Raw genomic sequence first — 14,996 nt, 5'->3', positions numbered from 1 at the left:
CTCTGACAACCATCCCAATCCGATAAGGTTAAGACCACAACAATTAATCCGAATGATCACCCGCTCCAGTCTCCGCCATTTACGCATCCCGTTTTCTTTTTTTCTGATGCCGGTGTTTTTCTTTTCGTTAGCCATTACGCCCAACTTGAATGAAGGACGATTACTTCTTGTTTTTTTGGCACTTCACCTGTTCCTATATCCCAGCAGCAACGGGTACAACAGTTTTTTTGACCGGGACGAAGAAAGTATCGGTGGTCTCAAAGTCCCACCAAAAGTCACCCCGGATCTATATTGGCTTTCCCAAGGTCTTTTTGTGATCGCCCTGATTTTGGGAGCTATGATCAGTTGGAGTTTTGCCAGCATGCTGGTTGTTTACGGACTGATCAGCATGGCTTACTCTCATCCTCGGATCCGGATCAAGAAGTACCCTTGGGCCAGCTGGATTATCGCAGGGTTGTTTCAGGGCTGTTTTACGTTTGCGATGGCCTATGCCGGATTGAGTGATCTGGGTTGGGATGTGATGGTTCGTCCCCACGTATTGATTCCGGGCCTTTTGACCAGTTTGATGCTCTGGGGTAACTATCCTTTAACCCAGGTATACCAACATTCCGAGGATTCCAGGCGAGGAGATCAAACGCTCAGTCTGAAATTAGGAATAAAAGGGACTTTTCTGTTTTCCAGCTTCCTGTTTGCTCTTACCGGAGCAGCGTTTGTCTGGTATTTTCTGGATCGAAATCAACTGGACATCATTTGGGTCTTTCTGGGAGCGATGGCACCAATCATGCTTTTTTTCCTGATTTGGTTCGGGTTTGTGAATTCTAATCCTTCCAAATATGCATCCTATTCCTGGGCAATGGGCATGAATTCCATTTCAGGTTTGGCTTTAAATGCCTTTTTCATTTACTATTTTCTGGAAAACACCCAAATCTTACAGGTATTCGGATATTGATCAAAAAGGCTTTCCGTGCGTGTTTTTGATGATTTGATTAGCAAAAAAAGGAATCCGTCGAATCAGAATTCCGGTTAAAGTCGAGGCGCCCTTTGCGCCAAATAGTCGCTGCACATTTCTTCCAACCCAAAGTCTCTGACGAAATGCTGCGTTCCAGGAAGCAGCATATCCTGACTCGATTTCGCTACGGTTGTTTCCTTTGATAATTGCATCGGCAGCCAATTTTCCCGAATGAATCGCCATCGCCATTCCATTTCCACAGAGCGGTGTAATCAGCCCAGCTGAGTCCCCTGCCATCAGGATATGATTTTCAACCGGCTTTTTAGGTTCAAAATTGATCTCATTGATGACTTCCGGCTTTTCAAACAGAAACTCACTTTCCTCGAAAATTAACTTGAGCACCGGGTTTTTCCATAAAACCTCCCGCTCCATTTCTTCAATCGTACCAAAAGCTCTCAGCTGCTCCCGGCTTCCCAGATAGCAGAGATTGAATTTATCCTCCTCAATTGCATTCAATCCACAATATCCCCCCTCAAAATTGTGAAGTGCTACTGTATCCCGGACTAAATCTGCATTAATGTGGTACTTGACTCCGATATATGGACTCCTTTTCTGCATAAAAGATCTATCGAGGAACTTGTCCAGTTTGCTTCGTTTTCCAAACGCTCCAATTACAAGACGAGCCTGAATCCGGGATGAATCCGAAAGTCCAAGGCTAAACTTATCAGCCTTTTCATCGAAATCAATCGCTGTGACCTGAATCCCAAGATGAAATTGAACACCCACCTGCTTGGCCTTTTGATACAGCCAATCATCCAAGACGAATCTGCTGATTCCAAAACCTCCCAAGTCCAAAGGAATGTGAGAAGTCCGGCCCGAAGTATCACTGAACTCAAATCGAAAGATCTGAGGCAGCTCCAAAAATTCCGGAAAAAGCTCCTCACGTTTCAAAAAACCCAAGACCTCATTGGAAATGTATTCCCCGCACACCCGGTGGAAGGGATATGTTTTTTTCTCAATGAGCAGCACTTCCTTTCCTTCTTTCGCCAATAAAATCGCCGAAATCAAGCCAGCAAGCCCACCACCGATAACTACAATTCCGTTTTCTGTTCCGTTCAAGAGCCTTTGATTTGATGATCCAACCGTTTATAAAAAATTAAGTTTTAGCGCCCACATATCCGACCGTTTGGAAGTTACTTTAAATCGACAAATCATTTTAACTCAATCATGAATAAAACCCTACCCAAATTACTGAGGAGAACCACCTTGATTTTGGGCGTGATTGGATCCCTCGTGTATGCAGAGGATTCTTTTGCCCAAAAGAAAAAGAAAAAAGGCCAGGAAACTCCCACAGCGGCAGCTCCGGTGGCTCCGGCCCGTCCACAAAACGGTGGTCCTGCAACTGGTCCAAAGCCTTACAAAGAAGTGATTACTGCAAAAGCCAAGACCAAAGAAGGGCTATTTAAAGTACATCAAATCGAAGAAAAGTTTTACTACGAAATCCCTGACTCACTCCTAGGTCGCGACATGCTGATGGTGGTGCGAATCGCCAAAACTGCGGACGGTATTGGCTATGGTGGAGAAAACACCAACAACCTGATGGTCCGTTGGGAAAAAAACCAGGATGATATCCTCCTAAAAGTAGTCTCTGTCAACAACTATGCAGCAGATTCCCTCCCAATCTCCATGGCTGTAAAGGCTTCCAATCTGGAGCCTATTCTTCAAAAGTTCCCAATCCGATCCAGAGGAACAGACTCAACGGGTACTGTGGTAGAGGCCACTGACCTGTTCACCAAAGACAACCAGGCACTTGGTCTTCAGCGAAACAGAAGAACTGAATATAAAGTATCCCGACTGGACAACGAGCGTTCTTACATTGTCCACGTCAATTCTTACCCGATCAATATCGAGGCCCGCTATGTGCTGACTTATGCAGCAGCCGAGCCACCTTCAAACAGTGCGACCGGTTTGATCACGTTGGAAATGAATGCGTCTATGATTTTGCTTCCCAAAGAACCCATGAAGCAGCGTCTCGCTGATCAACGTGTGGGTTGGTTTGCCAGATCTTACGTAGACTATGGAGCAGACGAGCAGCGAGCTACTTCGCGTCGTTACCTCGACCGTTGGAGACTGGAAGTGAAACCGGAGGACATGGAGAAATTCAAGCGTGGCGAATTGGTGGAACCGGTGAAACCTATTGTGTACTACATCGATCCGGCTACTCCTGAAAAATGGGTTCCTTACCTGAAGCAAGGTGTAGAAGACTGGCAAAAAGCGTTTGAAGCTGCAGGCTTTAAAAATGCAATCATCGCCAAAGAAGCCCCAAGCCCGGAGGAAGATCCAACTTGGAGCCCTGAGGATGCCCGCTACTCGGTGATCCGATATTTCGCTTCTGACATCCAAAATGCCTATGGTCCGCACGTTTCCGATCCTCGGTCCGGAGAAATTCTGGAATCCGACATCGGATGGTATCACAACGTAATGAACCTGCTGAGAAACTGGTTCTTTATTCAGACAGCAGCAATTAACCCTGATGCTAGAGGTGTGAAATTTGATGATGCGGTGATGGGAAGATTGATCCGATTCGTGTCAGCTCACGAAGTGGGACATACCTTGGGTCTTCCTCACAACTTTGCCTCTTCGGTAGGATATCCGGTTGAAAAATTGCGAGATCCAGCGTTCACAAAGGAGTTTGGTACCGCGCCATCAATCATGGATTATGCCCGATTTAACTATGTGGCTCAGCCTGAAGACAAAGGTGTAAGCCTTATGCCTGATGTTGGGCCTTATGACAAATATGCCATCATGTGGGGCTACCGTCCGATCCTCGAAGCAAAAACTCCAGAGGAGGAGCAGCCAATTTTGGACAAGTGGATTTTGGACAAAAAAGGAGATCCTGTTTACCGATATGGCCGTCAGGGTAACAATTATGACCCAACTACACAGTCAGAAGACTTGGGTGACAATGCCGTTAAAGCTTCCGAATACGGAATCAAAAACCTCCAGCGAATCATGCCAAATCTAATGGAATGGACTGCTGAAGAAGATAAGCCTTTCAAGGACTATTCAGATTTGGAAGAAATGTACGGGCAGGTGATTGGCCAATACAACCGTTACATGGGTCATGTCAGAACCAATGTGGGTGGTGTGATGGAAGTCTACAAATCCGCAGGTCAGGGCGAAGCTGTATACACCCATACTTCCAAGGAAATGCAAAAGGCTGCCGTTGACTTCCTCAACAAGCAGTTGTTCGCAACTCCAAGCTGGTTGATGGATGAAAACATCATCGCAAGAATTGGTGATTTTGGTGCTTTGGAAAGAATCCGAAACACTCAGGTGACTACACTCAACGGAATCCTGGAATGGGGTCGTTTGGGTCGAGTAATCGAAAACGAAGCCTTGAACGGGAGTGAGGCATATAAGATAACCGAACTGTTTGACGATTTGAGAAAAGGAATCTGGACAGAGTTGTCTGCCGGCAGAGCAATTGATGTTCACAGAAGAGCGCTGCAAAGGGCACACATTGAGCGGTTGGAATTGCTTCTTACCGGAAATGTGGTGCAATTACCAGCACAGTTCAGACAGTTTGCAGGACCTCAAATCAATGCTTCCCAGTCTGACATCAGACCGATGGCAAGAGGGGAACTCAAAACGCTTCAAAGCCAAATCCGTAGCGCAATTGGACGTACTTCCGACAGGATGTCCAAACTTCACCTCGAAGATGCGCTGGCGAGAATCGAAAAAATCCTCTCCGAAGAGTCAGGGGAATAAACTTCAAAAGGGCGCTGGGTTCAGCGCCCTTTTTTTCGCTTACATTTTTTGAGTTAATTTGAAAATCAAACAGAAGTCATGCAGAGCCCCTTTTCCATACTTCAATCCCACAAACTCCGAATAACTGATTGCCGGCTGGAAATCATTCAGGAATTCCTGGACAAAAACATCGCACTTTCCCACTCAGATTTGGAGGACAAGCTCCATCAGCAGTTTGACCGGGTGACAATTTACCGCACGCTGAAGACTTTTTTGGACAAAGATCTGATCCACAAAGTCCTTGACGACAGTGGGGCTACTAAGTATGCGCTTTGTGCACATGGAGAAACCGAACATGATCACAGTCATGAGCATGTGCATTTCAAATGTGAAGTGTGTGGGGAGACCACCTGTCTGGAGGACATAAAACTTCCTCAAATCAAACTCCCTGGTGGATTTGAGAAAAAAGAAATGAATTTATTGATACAGGGTATTTGCGAAAAGTGCCATTAAAACTCCACTGGTTCAGGAGCTTTGGTCTTTTTGGGAGCATCCGAAGGCCAAATCACTCCGGGAGGCAAATCAATCTTGGGAGGAGTTAGATTTTCCACTCCCCCATCTCCATCGTCATTTCTGCTGTTTCCTCTTCTAAGTGAATTTTTTGTCATTGTTGCGACGAAGTAAATCAGAATGACATAAGCCACGCCACAAAGAAAGAGATCGATCACAAGACTATTCATGGCTAAAAATTTTCAGATAAGATAATCGAATACACATTCTAAATCAATGAATTAAGGCATTTGTTTTACTTCAGGCGCTGTATTTATGATTTTTTTCGGCTTGCTAAATCACTCGGATAGGTGGATATTTGCGCTCTCAAATTCCTGACTAATGATCATTAAGACTAAAAAATACCAGCTGGAAACTGGCACTTACATCAAAATGGGCCTAAAAACCATCCTGAAAGTACAGTGGTGGGTTATCCTGATAGCAGTAGCGATCTGCTTTGGATATTTCTGGATTGCTTCCATTTGGTGGTTTATCGGAGCTCTGATCGCCTATGGATTGTATGTCCTTTTTTGGGCAATCCAATTTACCGGAGTTACACAAATGGAACAGAATAAGCCCATTTTTCAAAAAATGGCCTATGAAATCGACAGCCGGCAGATCCTCATGAAACTCAATGTACGCGAAGGAATGCCCGTGCAATGGAATATGATTAAGCGGGTAGAGGTGACCAAGGATGCTTTTGTTCTTTACCTATCCAAAGCCCAGTTCATCCATCTTCCATTCCGGATTTTTAATTCCGAAAACGACAAAAAGTTTTTGGAAACCATCCTCAAAAGAAAAGAACTGATCAAATAAAGAAGGCCCTCCGGAAATCCGGAGGGCCTTCTTTTTGAACTTTAAGATAAATTACATTTTTGGCAAAATGACCGTGTCGATCACGTGAACTACACCATTTGTTGCTTCAATGTCAGCAGTGACTACAGTCGCATTATCGATCATGGCTTTTCCGTCTTTCAAAGTCACAGTTACTTCAGAACCTTGAACAGTTTTTGCTTTTTGGCCATTTTTCAGGTCTTTGGACATTACCTTACCTGGCACTACATGGTAGGTCAATACCGCAACCAACTGCGCCTTATTTTCAGGCTTAAGGAGGTTTTCAACAGTTCCGGCCGGCAATTTGGCAAAAGCCTCATTGGTTGGAGCGAAAACCGTGAAAGGACCCTCACTCTTCAATACTCCTACTAGGTCTCCGGCTTTTACCGCAGCTACCAAAGTGGACAAAAACTCAGTTGAAACGGCCAAGTCAACGATGTCTGCTTCGACTTCATGAACGTTGGTTGATTTTGGAGTGAATGCTGACGCTAAGAATATTGTCATCAGCATTACGATTGAAAGTACTTTTTTCATGGTAGAAATAATTTTGGTTTATGCGAGTCGAACAGTCTGTTTTAAGTGATTGTTTGACAAAGAATTGGCGAGAATCGTAAATGGATGATTTCGGTTAGGCACGGCGCAGATCCTGTATAAGTGGAATTTAGTTTTTGTTCAAAAATCCAATAGAAAATATTACAGCGCCTTTTTCGGATATTTGATCTATGCAAATCAAGTTGATTGCCATCGGAAAAACGGATCACCCTGCGATCCAAAGACTAATTGATGAATACTCCAGCCGCTTGGAGCATTACGTCCGGTTTGAATTCGAAATTATCCCTGACCTCAAAAACACCAAATCTCTGAGTGAATCAGCTCAAAAGGAGAAGGAGGGTGAACTTATTTTGAAAAAAGTCCAAAATTCAGACGAACTGATACTTTTGGATGAACGTGGGAAAACTTTTAGCTCGGTGGAATTTTCGGAGTACCTCCAAAAAAAGATGAATTCCGGACTTAGGCAACTCATTTTTCTCATCGGAGGGCCCTATGGATTTTCGGAAGCTGTCTATTCCCGTGCAAACGGTAAGATTTCTCTCTCCAAAATGACTTTTTCTCATCAAATGGTCCGTCCATTTTTTATTGAACAACTCTATCGGGGTTTCACCATTTTAAAAAACGAGCCCTATCATCACGAATAGTTTTTTTACGCTCAATGTTAAGTTTTTGGGCAAGGTCTTTTCTAATGTTACCAAATTGTTAACTTTGATCAGTTTGGTTAACATTAGCTTCATCACTAATGAAAAAGACATTGCTCACACTCATGATTCTGGCGGGACTGACCCATGCGGCAGTTTCCCAGGAAGTTTTGGTATCCCAGGAAACCCTGACGTTTGTTTCTGAGACAGAACGGGATTATTGGAATGCCGGGAAAACCAATCCATATGCCTTGTTTAGGGCTGTAGAGGCCCAATCAGACGAATCCGGCCAGATTTGGGAAGAATTGGTGAATGAACTTGATCAGAAAGCTTCAAAAAAAGTAGATGAACTTAACTTTTTGAGAATGATCTTTCAGAAATCCCACCAAAAACTTCTCAAAAAATACCAGCTTCATTCGACCTTCAATTCCATGCTTTCAGAGGGAAACTACGACTGCGTGAGTGGATCCGCTGCTTTAGGTCTTTTGCTTGAGCGGTATGGTTATTCCTTCGACATTGTGGAAACAGATTTCCATGTGTTCATCGTGGTTAACCTGAAAGGAAAAAATATTGTGCTGGAAAGTACCCTCCCGATTGGAGGAATGATCACGACTCCCTCTGAAGTTGAAAAATACCTGGATGCCTATAAGCCAAAAGAATTTAGTGCACTGAAGTCCTTAAATCAAGGACTAGCGGGTCCAAATATCGACTACAGTGACAATTCAATTTTCAGAAAAGTAAACCTGCAGCAATTGGCAGGACTTCAATACTACAACGATGCCATCGTGCATTTTAACTCGCAAGCCTTTGGCCAAGCTGTGGAGCAGCTTTCCAAGGCGTATTTGCTGTACCCTTCAGATCGGATCCTGGGACTCCGTGAGCTGAGTGTAGACTTGGCTTACAAGACTTACGGCTATGACCTGAAAAAATGAAAACGGCCTCCCTCACAACAAGGGAGGCCGGCTACATTCCCGGCTTCATCACCCCAATGATCCGAACCTGAGCCATGTCAAAAAATTGGCCTAACCACCCGAAAGCCACCCTCCGGGTGATCGGACTTATTGGAAGTTTGCTTTAAACTTCCCGTTGGTGACTGCAACCGTAGAGGAGGTGTTGTTGACTTTACCCACAAACTCAAAAGTTCCTTCAATTCGTTTGTTGTCATCCGAAGTGACTGTGATTTTGCCGGAAGTCCCTTGAAAGGCAGTTGAATATTGCTGCCCAATGGCTGTTCCTCCAATCCAAGTCGCAGTATTTGCAATGTTCACAGGCCCCAAATCATACGTTCCTGGTCCATTGTAAGTAGTAATCCTAAGCTGAAAGCCTTTTCCGGAATTATCTGTACCCTGGACGACTACCACGTTGGAAGCTCCTGCTGAAATTTTGGTTCCAGCGATGGTATCAAAGTCCTTGGAAGCAGAAAATGCTCCAACACCAGCCACGTTTGCAGTTAACTCTTCAGATTCGCCGGACACATCCTGCCCATCATCACTGGAACAGGCCATAAAAGCGATAAAAAATCCAAGCAATGCAGCTTTTCTTAAAATTTCGATTGTATTTTTCATACGGTAAAAGGGTTAAAATTTTGAAACTGAACGGATCAAAACTACCCTCTTCCACCGGTCAGCACCATACGACAAATGCCCTATTCTGAGGGAACAGGGCATTTACCGGGTGAAAGGTTTTCATTGTTTAATGATGATGGTGACCATCCGGCCCATGGACGTGTCCGTGTTCAATTTCGACCTGCTCCGCTTCTCTTATCGCCATTACTTTCCCTTCAAAATACAGGTCATAACCTGCCAAAGGAGGGTTGAAATCCATGTGGACTCCTAGGTAATCCACTTTGGTTATTTCGCCTCGCATTTGATTCCCTTTGTCGTCCTGCATCGGAATCACACTTCCGACTTTAAGCAAGTCCCTGTTCTTTTTGCCTTCCTCTTTAAAATTTGCTTTTGGGATAATGACCTTCTTTGAGTCATCATAATCTCCATAGCCATTTTCGAAATCGATAAAAACAGAAAAAGTCTCTCCCACCTCTTTTCCGGCCAGGGCTTCTTCAAACTTTGGAAGAACATTTTGATGACCAAAAAGGAAATAAAATGGACTTTCTTCACTGACAGTTTCAAAAAGTTCCTGTCCGCTTTCTCCATCATCCACTTTCAAGGTGTAAGCTACAGCCACTACTTTATCTTTTTCTGCTTTCATTTCATTTGGGATTAATCATATTTGACTCAAAATTAGTCCGAAAAAATAGTTACTCGGTATCTTATTTTTGTGGATAATCAAAGAAATCTAGTGTAAGCCTATCAATCTTTATTTTGGATAACTCAATAACTCAGCTACCAAAAAATCACCTCCCCAAGGTAATCGGCTTTGTTCCTGCCTTCAATTCAGAAAAATTTATATTGAGAACTCTTGAGGCACTTGCTAACCAAACCTACCAAAACTTTGAAATCTGGATCTGTGATGATGCGTCTACCGATGCCACTTCAAGGATTTGCCGAAATTATTGTGAAGAAGACCCCAGGTTTAAGTTTTTTCATAACGAACAAAACCAAGGCTGGTGGAACACCTCTCTTCGATTTTGGAGTACCTGTGCCGAGTTGAGCGATTACTGCTTTTTTCATCCTCACGACGATATTCCGGATCCGGACTTCATTTTTGATCAGGTAAATCTATTGGAGCAAAATCCAGATGCGACACTTTGCGTACCGGGGATCCGGAACACTCATTTTGACGGGAGAAGTAGCGAGACAATCCACTCTGAACTAGGGGTGTCATCCCGCCTGAGCAAACGGATAGTTCCCCTGGTCAAGTGGGAAATGACAGATTGGTGGGCTGCCTACCATGGAATCCACAGAAGCAAATTCATCCCAAAAGTCCTACCGGTTAAACCTCTTAGGTTTGGAGAAAAGGAATTTGCCCTTGACCTGATTTGGCTTATAAAAATGGCTTCACAGGGTCCTTTCGTTTGTGCGGATCGAATCCTGTTTGAAAAAAATTATTCTCAAAAGACTCTTTCGGGACAATGGAAATACAATTTCATTAATAGATCAGCTGTATATCTTGCCATGGCAGAAGAGGTAATTAAAATGTCACTCCCAATTTCGGAAAAGTCAGCCATTTTGAATGCAATAGTTCAAAAAGCGGCTGCTTCGATCGGAAATAAAATCAAATTATCTAAATAGATAGGTTAGCCCAATCTGCCCGACAAAGTTCTTTCGGTCATATCCCGGCACGAAATACTGGTCAGGCTGATTCTCCAAAAACCACTTATAGTTCAGGGTGCTGACGTATTGGAATTTGCCTGAAAGCAAAAAATCACCAAATCGCCACTCAGGTGCCAACGTGAAAACCAAGTCAACATATTTGTTTCTCCAATCCTTGGAGGCTTCATATCGGTAGTAATAAAAATCATTGTTGTATTCAATACGCTCAAACTGAAGCCCAATCTTTTTCAATCCCTCCACCCAAGCCACTCCGAAAAACAGCTGATTGCTGGCCGGTCCATTTCCTATCCCCAGCACTTGACCCTGGTGGGTATATCCGTGGCGCACATGATCATGAATATACCAAGTTCGCAGTTGTCGGATTTCTTCACGGATGGTTTGACCGGAAAGTGTCATCTCCGAACTTATTTCCAAATACCTGCCTGGTTTTTTCAAATTCATCAGGTGGGCAAACCCGAATGTGAACGCCCTTCCCTGCTCGGGAGTGGTCATAAATTCCTCCAGTTTTCTGCTGTTACCCCGAGTCCCATATTCCCCGTAAAATTCGAAATGACCTTGAGGGCTCAACCATCTGAAAAATCCTGAACTGAATTGTTGCCTTTTGTCCCGAACCGGGTCATAAACATTTGAAGGGCCCTTTCTTCCATTGAAAATCGGCAATGCATCTGCTAAATCAGTGACGTCTTCCCGATAGAGGTGATTCACAGATCCATAACCCAAAAATAGTCCAGGAACCCATTTAGGTTGATACGTCAAGACCAATCCTGCCAAGTAGCGATTGCCGTTTTCCCTCTTGGGAATATAAACCGGGTTTTGCTGAATGTTGTAATCCGGCCAAGGCGGCAAATATTCGGTAGATTTCAAAAACCCCGAAATCACCTGTCCCTCAAAAGATCCAATCGCCGTCTTCACTGGCTTTCGGGTATTGAAGGTAAAGTGAAGAAATCCAGGAGCATTATTGCCCAACAACAGGGAATTCCTTCTTCCTGGACCCCACCATAGATTTTCAGTCGAAATCCCCAACGAGTATTCCTTCAGATTAAATCTGAAGCTTGACTGGCCTCCATATAGTTTTACAAAACTTCCCGTTCCGAATCGCTCAGGCATATCGATTCGATTCATATACTCATAATAGAAAAGGATAGTCGCCTGATGTTCAATAGGAAAACCGATGTAATCTTTATTTTGAGCAATCAGCAATTCCGGCTGCAGTTGAAGGCTAAACTTTCCATACTCGGCATAAACACCCGGACTAAAAACCTGCTGAAATCCTCGATTTGGAATAAATGCCCCATCATTCACTCCAAAGGCATAAGTGGAATTATACTGAACCTTGTAGATTCCCGGGAGAGTTAAAAATTTCCCTTTTCCCTCCTTTCCAAATCTCCAATGGAAAAATGAATTGTCCAGATCTACCACAGAACTGTCCAAATCAAATCCGTTTTCAACTCCTGCCACTTCTGTAGGATAGACTGGGCGGACCATCCAGGAAGCAGTCGAATCGATCTTTCCCAAAAGCTGCAATCGTCTCAGGTAATCATCCAAAACGGGAGTTCCCACCGGAACTGACTGGGCAAAGGCAGCTTTACCCATTCCAAAAAACAGAAATCCAAAAATCAAAAACCGAAAAACTTGTAGCATCTGTCTCATCTCTTAATTGGTCTGAATGGCTACAACTTCAATATTGGCAATCGACCAAGATTCATCACAGACAGGATCCGGTGAGTTGGCCGCCAGCAACTCGGCGCCCATGAAAACTTTTACATTGGGGTTTGAATGCGAAATAAGTTTCGAAACACTATATCTGGTTGTATAGTTTTGCGAGGCTCCAAATAGGCAAAGCCCAGGCAAATTTGTACGCACCGCTCCAGATTTAGGGACATTTTGCCTGAAATAATCATTGGGATAAGATTGATACAAACAATAAGTGGACTCACAAGGAGAATTTGAAAAGGTGGTTCTGAAGATTTCTGTATTGTCAAAACCCATAAACCAAAAATCAGGACCTCCAATGCCATCATCCGGATTCCCATCCCAGCTATCGTGAACCAAAACATCCACGGTAATTTTCAAATAATTATGCGCTGGAAGATTTTGGATGGCGACGGATACCTCCTCATTATGGTAATACCCCGCAAGGGTATCTTTCTGCCAAACGAAAAGCTTTCCATTTTCAAAACCAGCTAAATCCAATTTTGAGAAATTATTGGAATACACGACTTGCTCTGTCTCAACAGTTGGAAGACAGGAAGTAACAGAAATCATCATTGCAAAAAGTACCCACGCCCTCAATTCACCCGACCAGTTAATTTTTTTCATTAATTCTGTTTTACCAAAAAAGCTCGGTGACAAAGAAACAAAAAACCGTCCAAAAGAAGGAGATGAATCTGAGGAAAGAGACAGGCAGACAGGCAGGAATACTTATTTTTGTCGAAATTATTCAAGCAGCCCATGTCCATTTTTACCATTGTAGCCGGAGCCCGACCTAATTTCATGAAAATCGCTCCGATCATTCATGCTTTTCAAAATCAACAAAAAGCCGGTGTCGACGTCCAATTCCGTTTGGTTCACACCGGACAGCATTACGATAAAAAGATGTCCGGTGATTTTTTTGATCAGCTGAATATCCCCGAGCCAAATGCCAATCTGGGCGGAGGTGGAGGTACCCAAGCCGAACAGACTGCAGCTATTATGGTGGCTTTTGAAAAAGAACTGATGGAACATCGCCCAGACCTGGTAATTGTTGTTGGGGATGTCACCAGTACTTTAGCCTGCTCCATTGCCGCCAAAAAACTTCAAATCGATGTCGCACATGTTGAAGGAGGGATTCGCTCGGGAGACCTGAGCATGCCTGAGGAAATCAACAGGATGGTGACAGACAGTATCACAGATCATTTCTTCACCACATCGGAAATCGCAAACGCCAACCTGAGAAAGGCGGGGGTTTCTGAGGAAAAGATCCACTTTGTGGGAAACACGATGATTGATACTCTGATGGATCAAATGCCTAATTTCCGAAAGCCGGAAGGAGAAATTTTCGAAAATCTGACTCCTGGAAATTACTTTGTAATGACCATGCACCGTCCTGCTAACGTGGACCAGGAACAATCGCTCAAAGCGATGATTGATGCCATTTTAGAAGGAACCGGCGGATTACCGATCTTCTTCCCAGTTCATCCCCGTACTGCCAAAAACCTCCAAAACCTCGGAATCCAAGCTCCAAATCTTCACTTGTGCGAACCATTGGGCTACCTGGAATTCAACTATCTGGTCAAGAATGCCAAGGGAGTCATAACAGATTCAGGTGGAGTAACTGAAGAAACTTCCGTGATGAATGTGCCTTGTGTGACCCTAAGAAACAATACTGAGCGGGCCGAAACCATTCACATGGGTACCAACGAATTGGTAGGCACCGATCCCAAGAAACTGAAACCCTACCTGGAAAAAATCATGAAGGGTGAATGGAAGCAGTATCAGGGCATTCCGCTTTGGGACGGTAAGACTGCTCAACGGATCGTGGATATTCTGATCAAAACCTACGATTAACCCATGATCCAAGCACGTATTCTGAAATTGGTAGAAAAGCTTAACATGCACCCGCATCCGGAAGGAGGCTTTTATGCTGAGACTTACCGGTCTCATGCAGAAATCGAAACTGAAACCGGGCAAAGACAGCTGATCACCTCCATTTTCTTTCTACTACGCTCCCAGGATGTCTCCCATTTCCATCGGATCAAGAGCGATGAACTCTGGTTTTGGCATGAGGGAAGTTCGCTTTCCGTTCACTTGCTATCAGAAAATAGACATGAAATTCTAAAACTTGGACCTGTCGATGGATCTGGAACTTTACCTCAACACTTGGTGAAAGCCAATACCATTTTTGGAAGCAGCGTAGACGAACCGAATAGCTATGCGCTGGTTTCCTGTGTGGTGGCACCGGGCTTTGATTTCAGGGATTTTGAACTTTTCAAAACTGAAGACCTCCTTCCTCTTTTTCCTGAGGCAGAAGGAATCATACGAAAACTCACCTGATCCTCACTTCCCGTATTTCAAAACCAAAGCCAATTGACCAGCATGGTAGGCGGTATGGGTGGTGATTCTACCCAAAGCTTCGGCTCTGGTCTTTTTTCCAAACTCTTTGGTTTCAATGATTCCATCCCAATTTTCCTGAGCTAAAATCGCCTTTTGAAGCATCTCTGCCGAGTAGGCGGTTATTTCTTTCAGTTCTGCCAAGTTCGTCCACTCACCGGTATCTTTTCCGGCGATCAGTGTTTTAGCGACGATTTTTACCTCAGCCAGACCAAAAACATTTTTGGCAAAAAGTAACTCCACCTCCGCAATATGACGGATCAGGAATCCCGCTGAATTTGGACTGTCTCCATTTTTTTTGGTCAAGTCAGCTTCTTGGACCACATCCAAAAGCTTGGTAAAGCGGGTTCGGCCTTCGGCCCAAAGCGCAATCAGGGAGGAGTTTGTCATGGGTTAGTT

At 44.0% G+C, this 14,996-nt stretch carries 17 protein-coding genes; 9 read left to right on the top strand and 8 right to left on the bottom strand.

The features are described from left to right. The first annotated feature begins 52 nt into the window (after positions 1–52). Entirely contained in the window at positions 53–949 is an 897-nt protein-coding gene (locus D0X99_RS02135) for a UbiA family prenyltransferase (protein WP_119475986.1), read from the top strand. Here the strand turns inward: D0X99_RS02135 and D0X99_RS02130 are convergent, their stop codons facing one another. Beyond that, positions 950–2,068, bottom strand: a complete 1,119-nt coding sequence (locus D0X99_RS02130) for an NAD(P)/FAD-dependent oxidoreductase (RefSeq protein ID WP_119475985.1) — start codon at positions 2,066–2,068, stop codon at positions 950–952. 108 nt (positions 2,069–2,176) lie between these two features. On the opposite strand from D0X99_RS02130, the gene D0X99_RS02125 reads away from it, so the two are divergent. Together D0X99_RS02125 and D0X99_RS02120 are read left to right on the top strand one after the other, a co-directional pair. After that, positions 2,177–4,720 carry a zinc-dependent metalloprotease gene (locus D0X99_RS02125; RefSeq protein ID WP_119475984.1) on the top strand — a complete coding sequence of 848 codons (2,544 nt, stop codon included), beginning with the start codon at positions 2,177–2,179 and terminating at the stop codon, positions 4,718–4,720. A 78-nt stretch (positions 4,721–4,798) separates the two neighbouring features. Next, positions 4,799–5,212, top strand: coding sequence for a Fur family transcriptional regulator (locus tag D0X99_RS02120; protein WP_119475983.1), 414 nt, complete (start codon positions 4,799–4,801; stop codon positions 5,210–5,212). Here the strand turns inward: D0X99_RS02120 and D0X99_RS02115 are convergent. After that, complete coding sequence (locus tag D0X99_RS02115) at positions 5,209–5,439, bottom strand: hypothetical protein (protein WP_119475982.1); 231 nt, start codon at positions 5,437–5,439, stop codon at positions 5,209–5,211. The two genes, D0X99_RS02120 and D0X99_RS02115, sit on opposite strands and share 4 nt — an antisense overlap. A 151-nt stretch (positions 5,440–5,590) precedes the next feature. On the opposite strand from D0X99_RS02115, the gene D0X99_RS02110 reads away from it, so the two are divergent. Then, positions 5,591–6,064 (top strand): YcxB family protein, encoded by a 474-nt coding sequence (locus D0X99_RS02110; protein WP_119475981.1) that lies wholly within the window; start codon positions 5,591–5,593, stop codon positions 6,062–6,064. A 51-nt stretch (positions 6,065–6,115) separates the two neighbouring features. Here the strand turns inward: D0X99_RS02110 and D0X99_RS02105 are convergent, their stop codons facing one another. After that, positions 6,116–6,616 carry a fasciclin domain-containing protein gene (locus D0X99_RS02105; RefSeq protein WP_119475980.1) on the bottom strand — a complete coding sequence of 167 codons (501 nt, stop codon included), beginning with the start codon at positions 6,614–6,616 and terminating at the stop codon, positions 6,116–6,118. A 188-nt stretch (positions 6,617–6,804) separates the two neighbouring features. Here D0X99_RS02105 and rlmH point away from each other — a divergent pair, with 188 nt between their 5' ends. Beyond that, entirely contained in the window at positions 6,805–7,278 is a 474-nt protein-coding gene (gene rlmH, locus D0X99_RS02100; protein ID WP_119475979.1) for a 23S rRNA (pseudouridine(1915)-N(3))-methyltransferase RlmH, read from the top strand. 98 nt (positions 7,279–7,376) lie between these two features. Continuing rightward, positions 7,377–8,207: a hypothetical protein gene (locus D0X99_RS02095; protein WP_119475978.1), complete on the top strand. Its 831-nt coding sequence runs from the start codon at positions 7,377–7,379 to the stop codon at positions 8,205–8,207. Between the two features lie 126 nt (positions 8,208–8,333). On the opposite strand, the gene D0X99_RS02090 is transcribed toward D0X99_RS02095, so the two are convergent. Further along, on the bottom strand, positions 8,334–8,840 hold the full coding sequence (locus D0X99_RS02090; RefSeq protein WP_119475977.1) for a DUF6252 family protein: 507 nt from the start codon (positions 8,838–8,840) through the stop codon (positions 8,334–8,336). Positions 8,841–8,967: 127 nt separating this feature from the next. After that, entirely contained in the window at positions 8,968–9,483 is a 516-nt protein-coding gene (locus D0X99_RS02085; protein WP_119475976.1) for an FKBP-type peptidyl-prolyl cis-trans isomerase, read from the bottom strand. Between the two features lie 113 nt (positions 9,484–9,596). On the opposite strand from D0X99_RS02085, the gene D0X99_RS02080 reads away from it, so the two are divergent. After that, positions 9,597–10,466 carry a glycosyltransferase family 2 protein gene (locus D0X99_RS02080; protein ID WP_262696700.1) on the top strand — a complete coding sequence of 290 codons (870 nt, stop codon included), beginning with the start codon at positions 9,597–9,599 and terminating at the stop codon, positions 10,464–10,466. Here the strand turns inward: D0X99_RS02080 and D0X99_RS02075 are convergent. Further along, complete coding sequence (locus D0X99_RS02075; RefSeq protein ID WP_233553627.1) at positions 10,455–12,149, bottom strand: hypothetical protein; 1,695 nt, start codon at positions 12,147–12,149, stop codon at positions 10,455–10,457. The genes D0X99_RS02080 and D0X99_RS02075 overlap by 12 nt on opposite strands. Positions 12,150–12,161: 12 nt before the next feature. Beyond that, positions 12,162–12,827: a hypothetical protein gene (locus tag D0X99_RS02070; protein ID WP_233553626.1), complete on the bottom strand. Its 666-nt coding sequence runs from the start codon at positions 12,825–12,827 to the stop codon at positions 12,162–12,164. A gap of 132 nt (positions 12,828–12,959) precedes the next feature. Between D0X99_RS02070 and wecB the strand changes: the two genes are divergently transcribed. Next, entirely contained in the window at positions 12,960–14,054 is a 1,095-nt protein-coding gene (gene wecB, locus D0X99_RS02065) for a non-hydrolyzing UDP-N-acetylglucosamine 2-epimerase (protein WP_119475973.1), read from the top strand. A 3-nt stretch (positions 14,055–14,057) separates the two neighbouring features. Next, entirely contained in the window at positions 14,058–14,540 is a 483-nt protein-coding gene (locus D0X99_RS02060; protein ID WP_199707957.1) for a cupin domain-containing protein, read from the top strand. A 3-nt stretch (positions 14,541–14,543) separates the two neighbouring features. Here D0X99_RS02060 and D0X99_RS02055 read toward each other — a convergent pair whose 3' ends face one another. After that, on the bottom strand, positions 14,544–14,987 hold the full coding sequence (locus D0X99_RS02055) for a DinB family protein (protein WP_119475972.1): 444 nt from the start codon (positions 14,985–14,987) through the stop codon (positions 14,544–14,546). Positions 14,988–14,996 lie beyond the last annotated feature (9 nt).

It is taken from the genome of Algoriphagus lacus, from assembly GCF_003583985.1.
Classification (GTDB): Bacteria; Bacteroidota; Bacteroidia; order Cytophagales; family Cyclobacteriaceae; genus Algoriphagus; species Algoriphagus lacus.
This window is presented reverse-complemented; position numbering and strand designations above follow the sequence as displayed.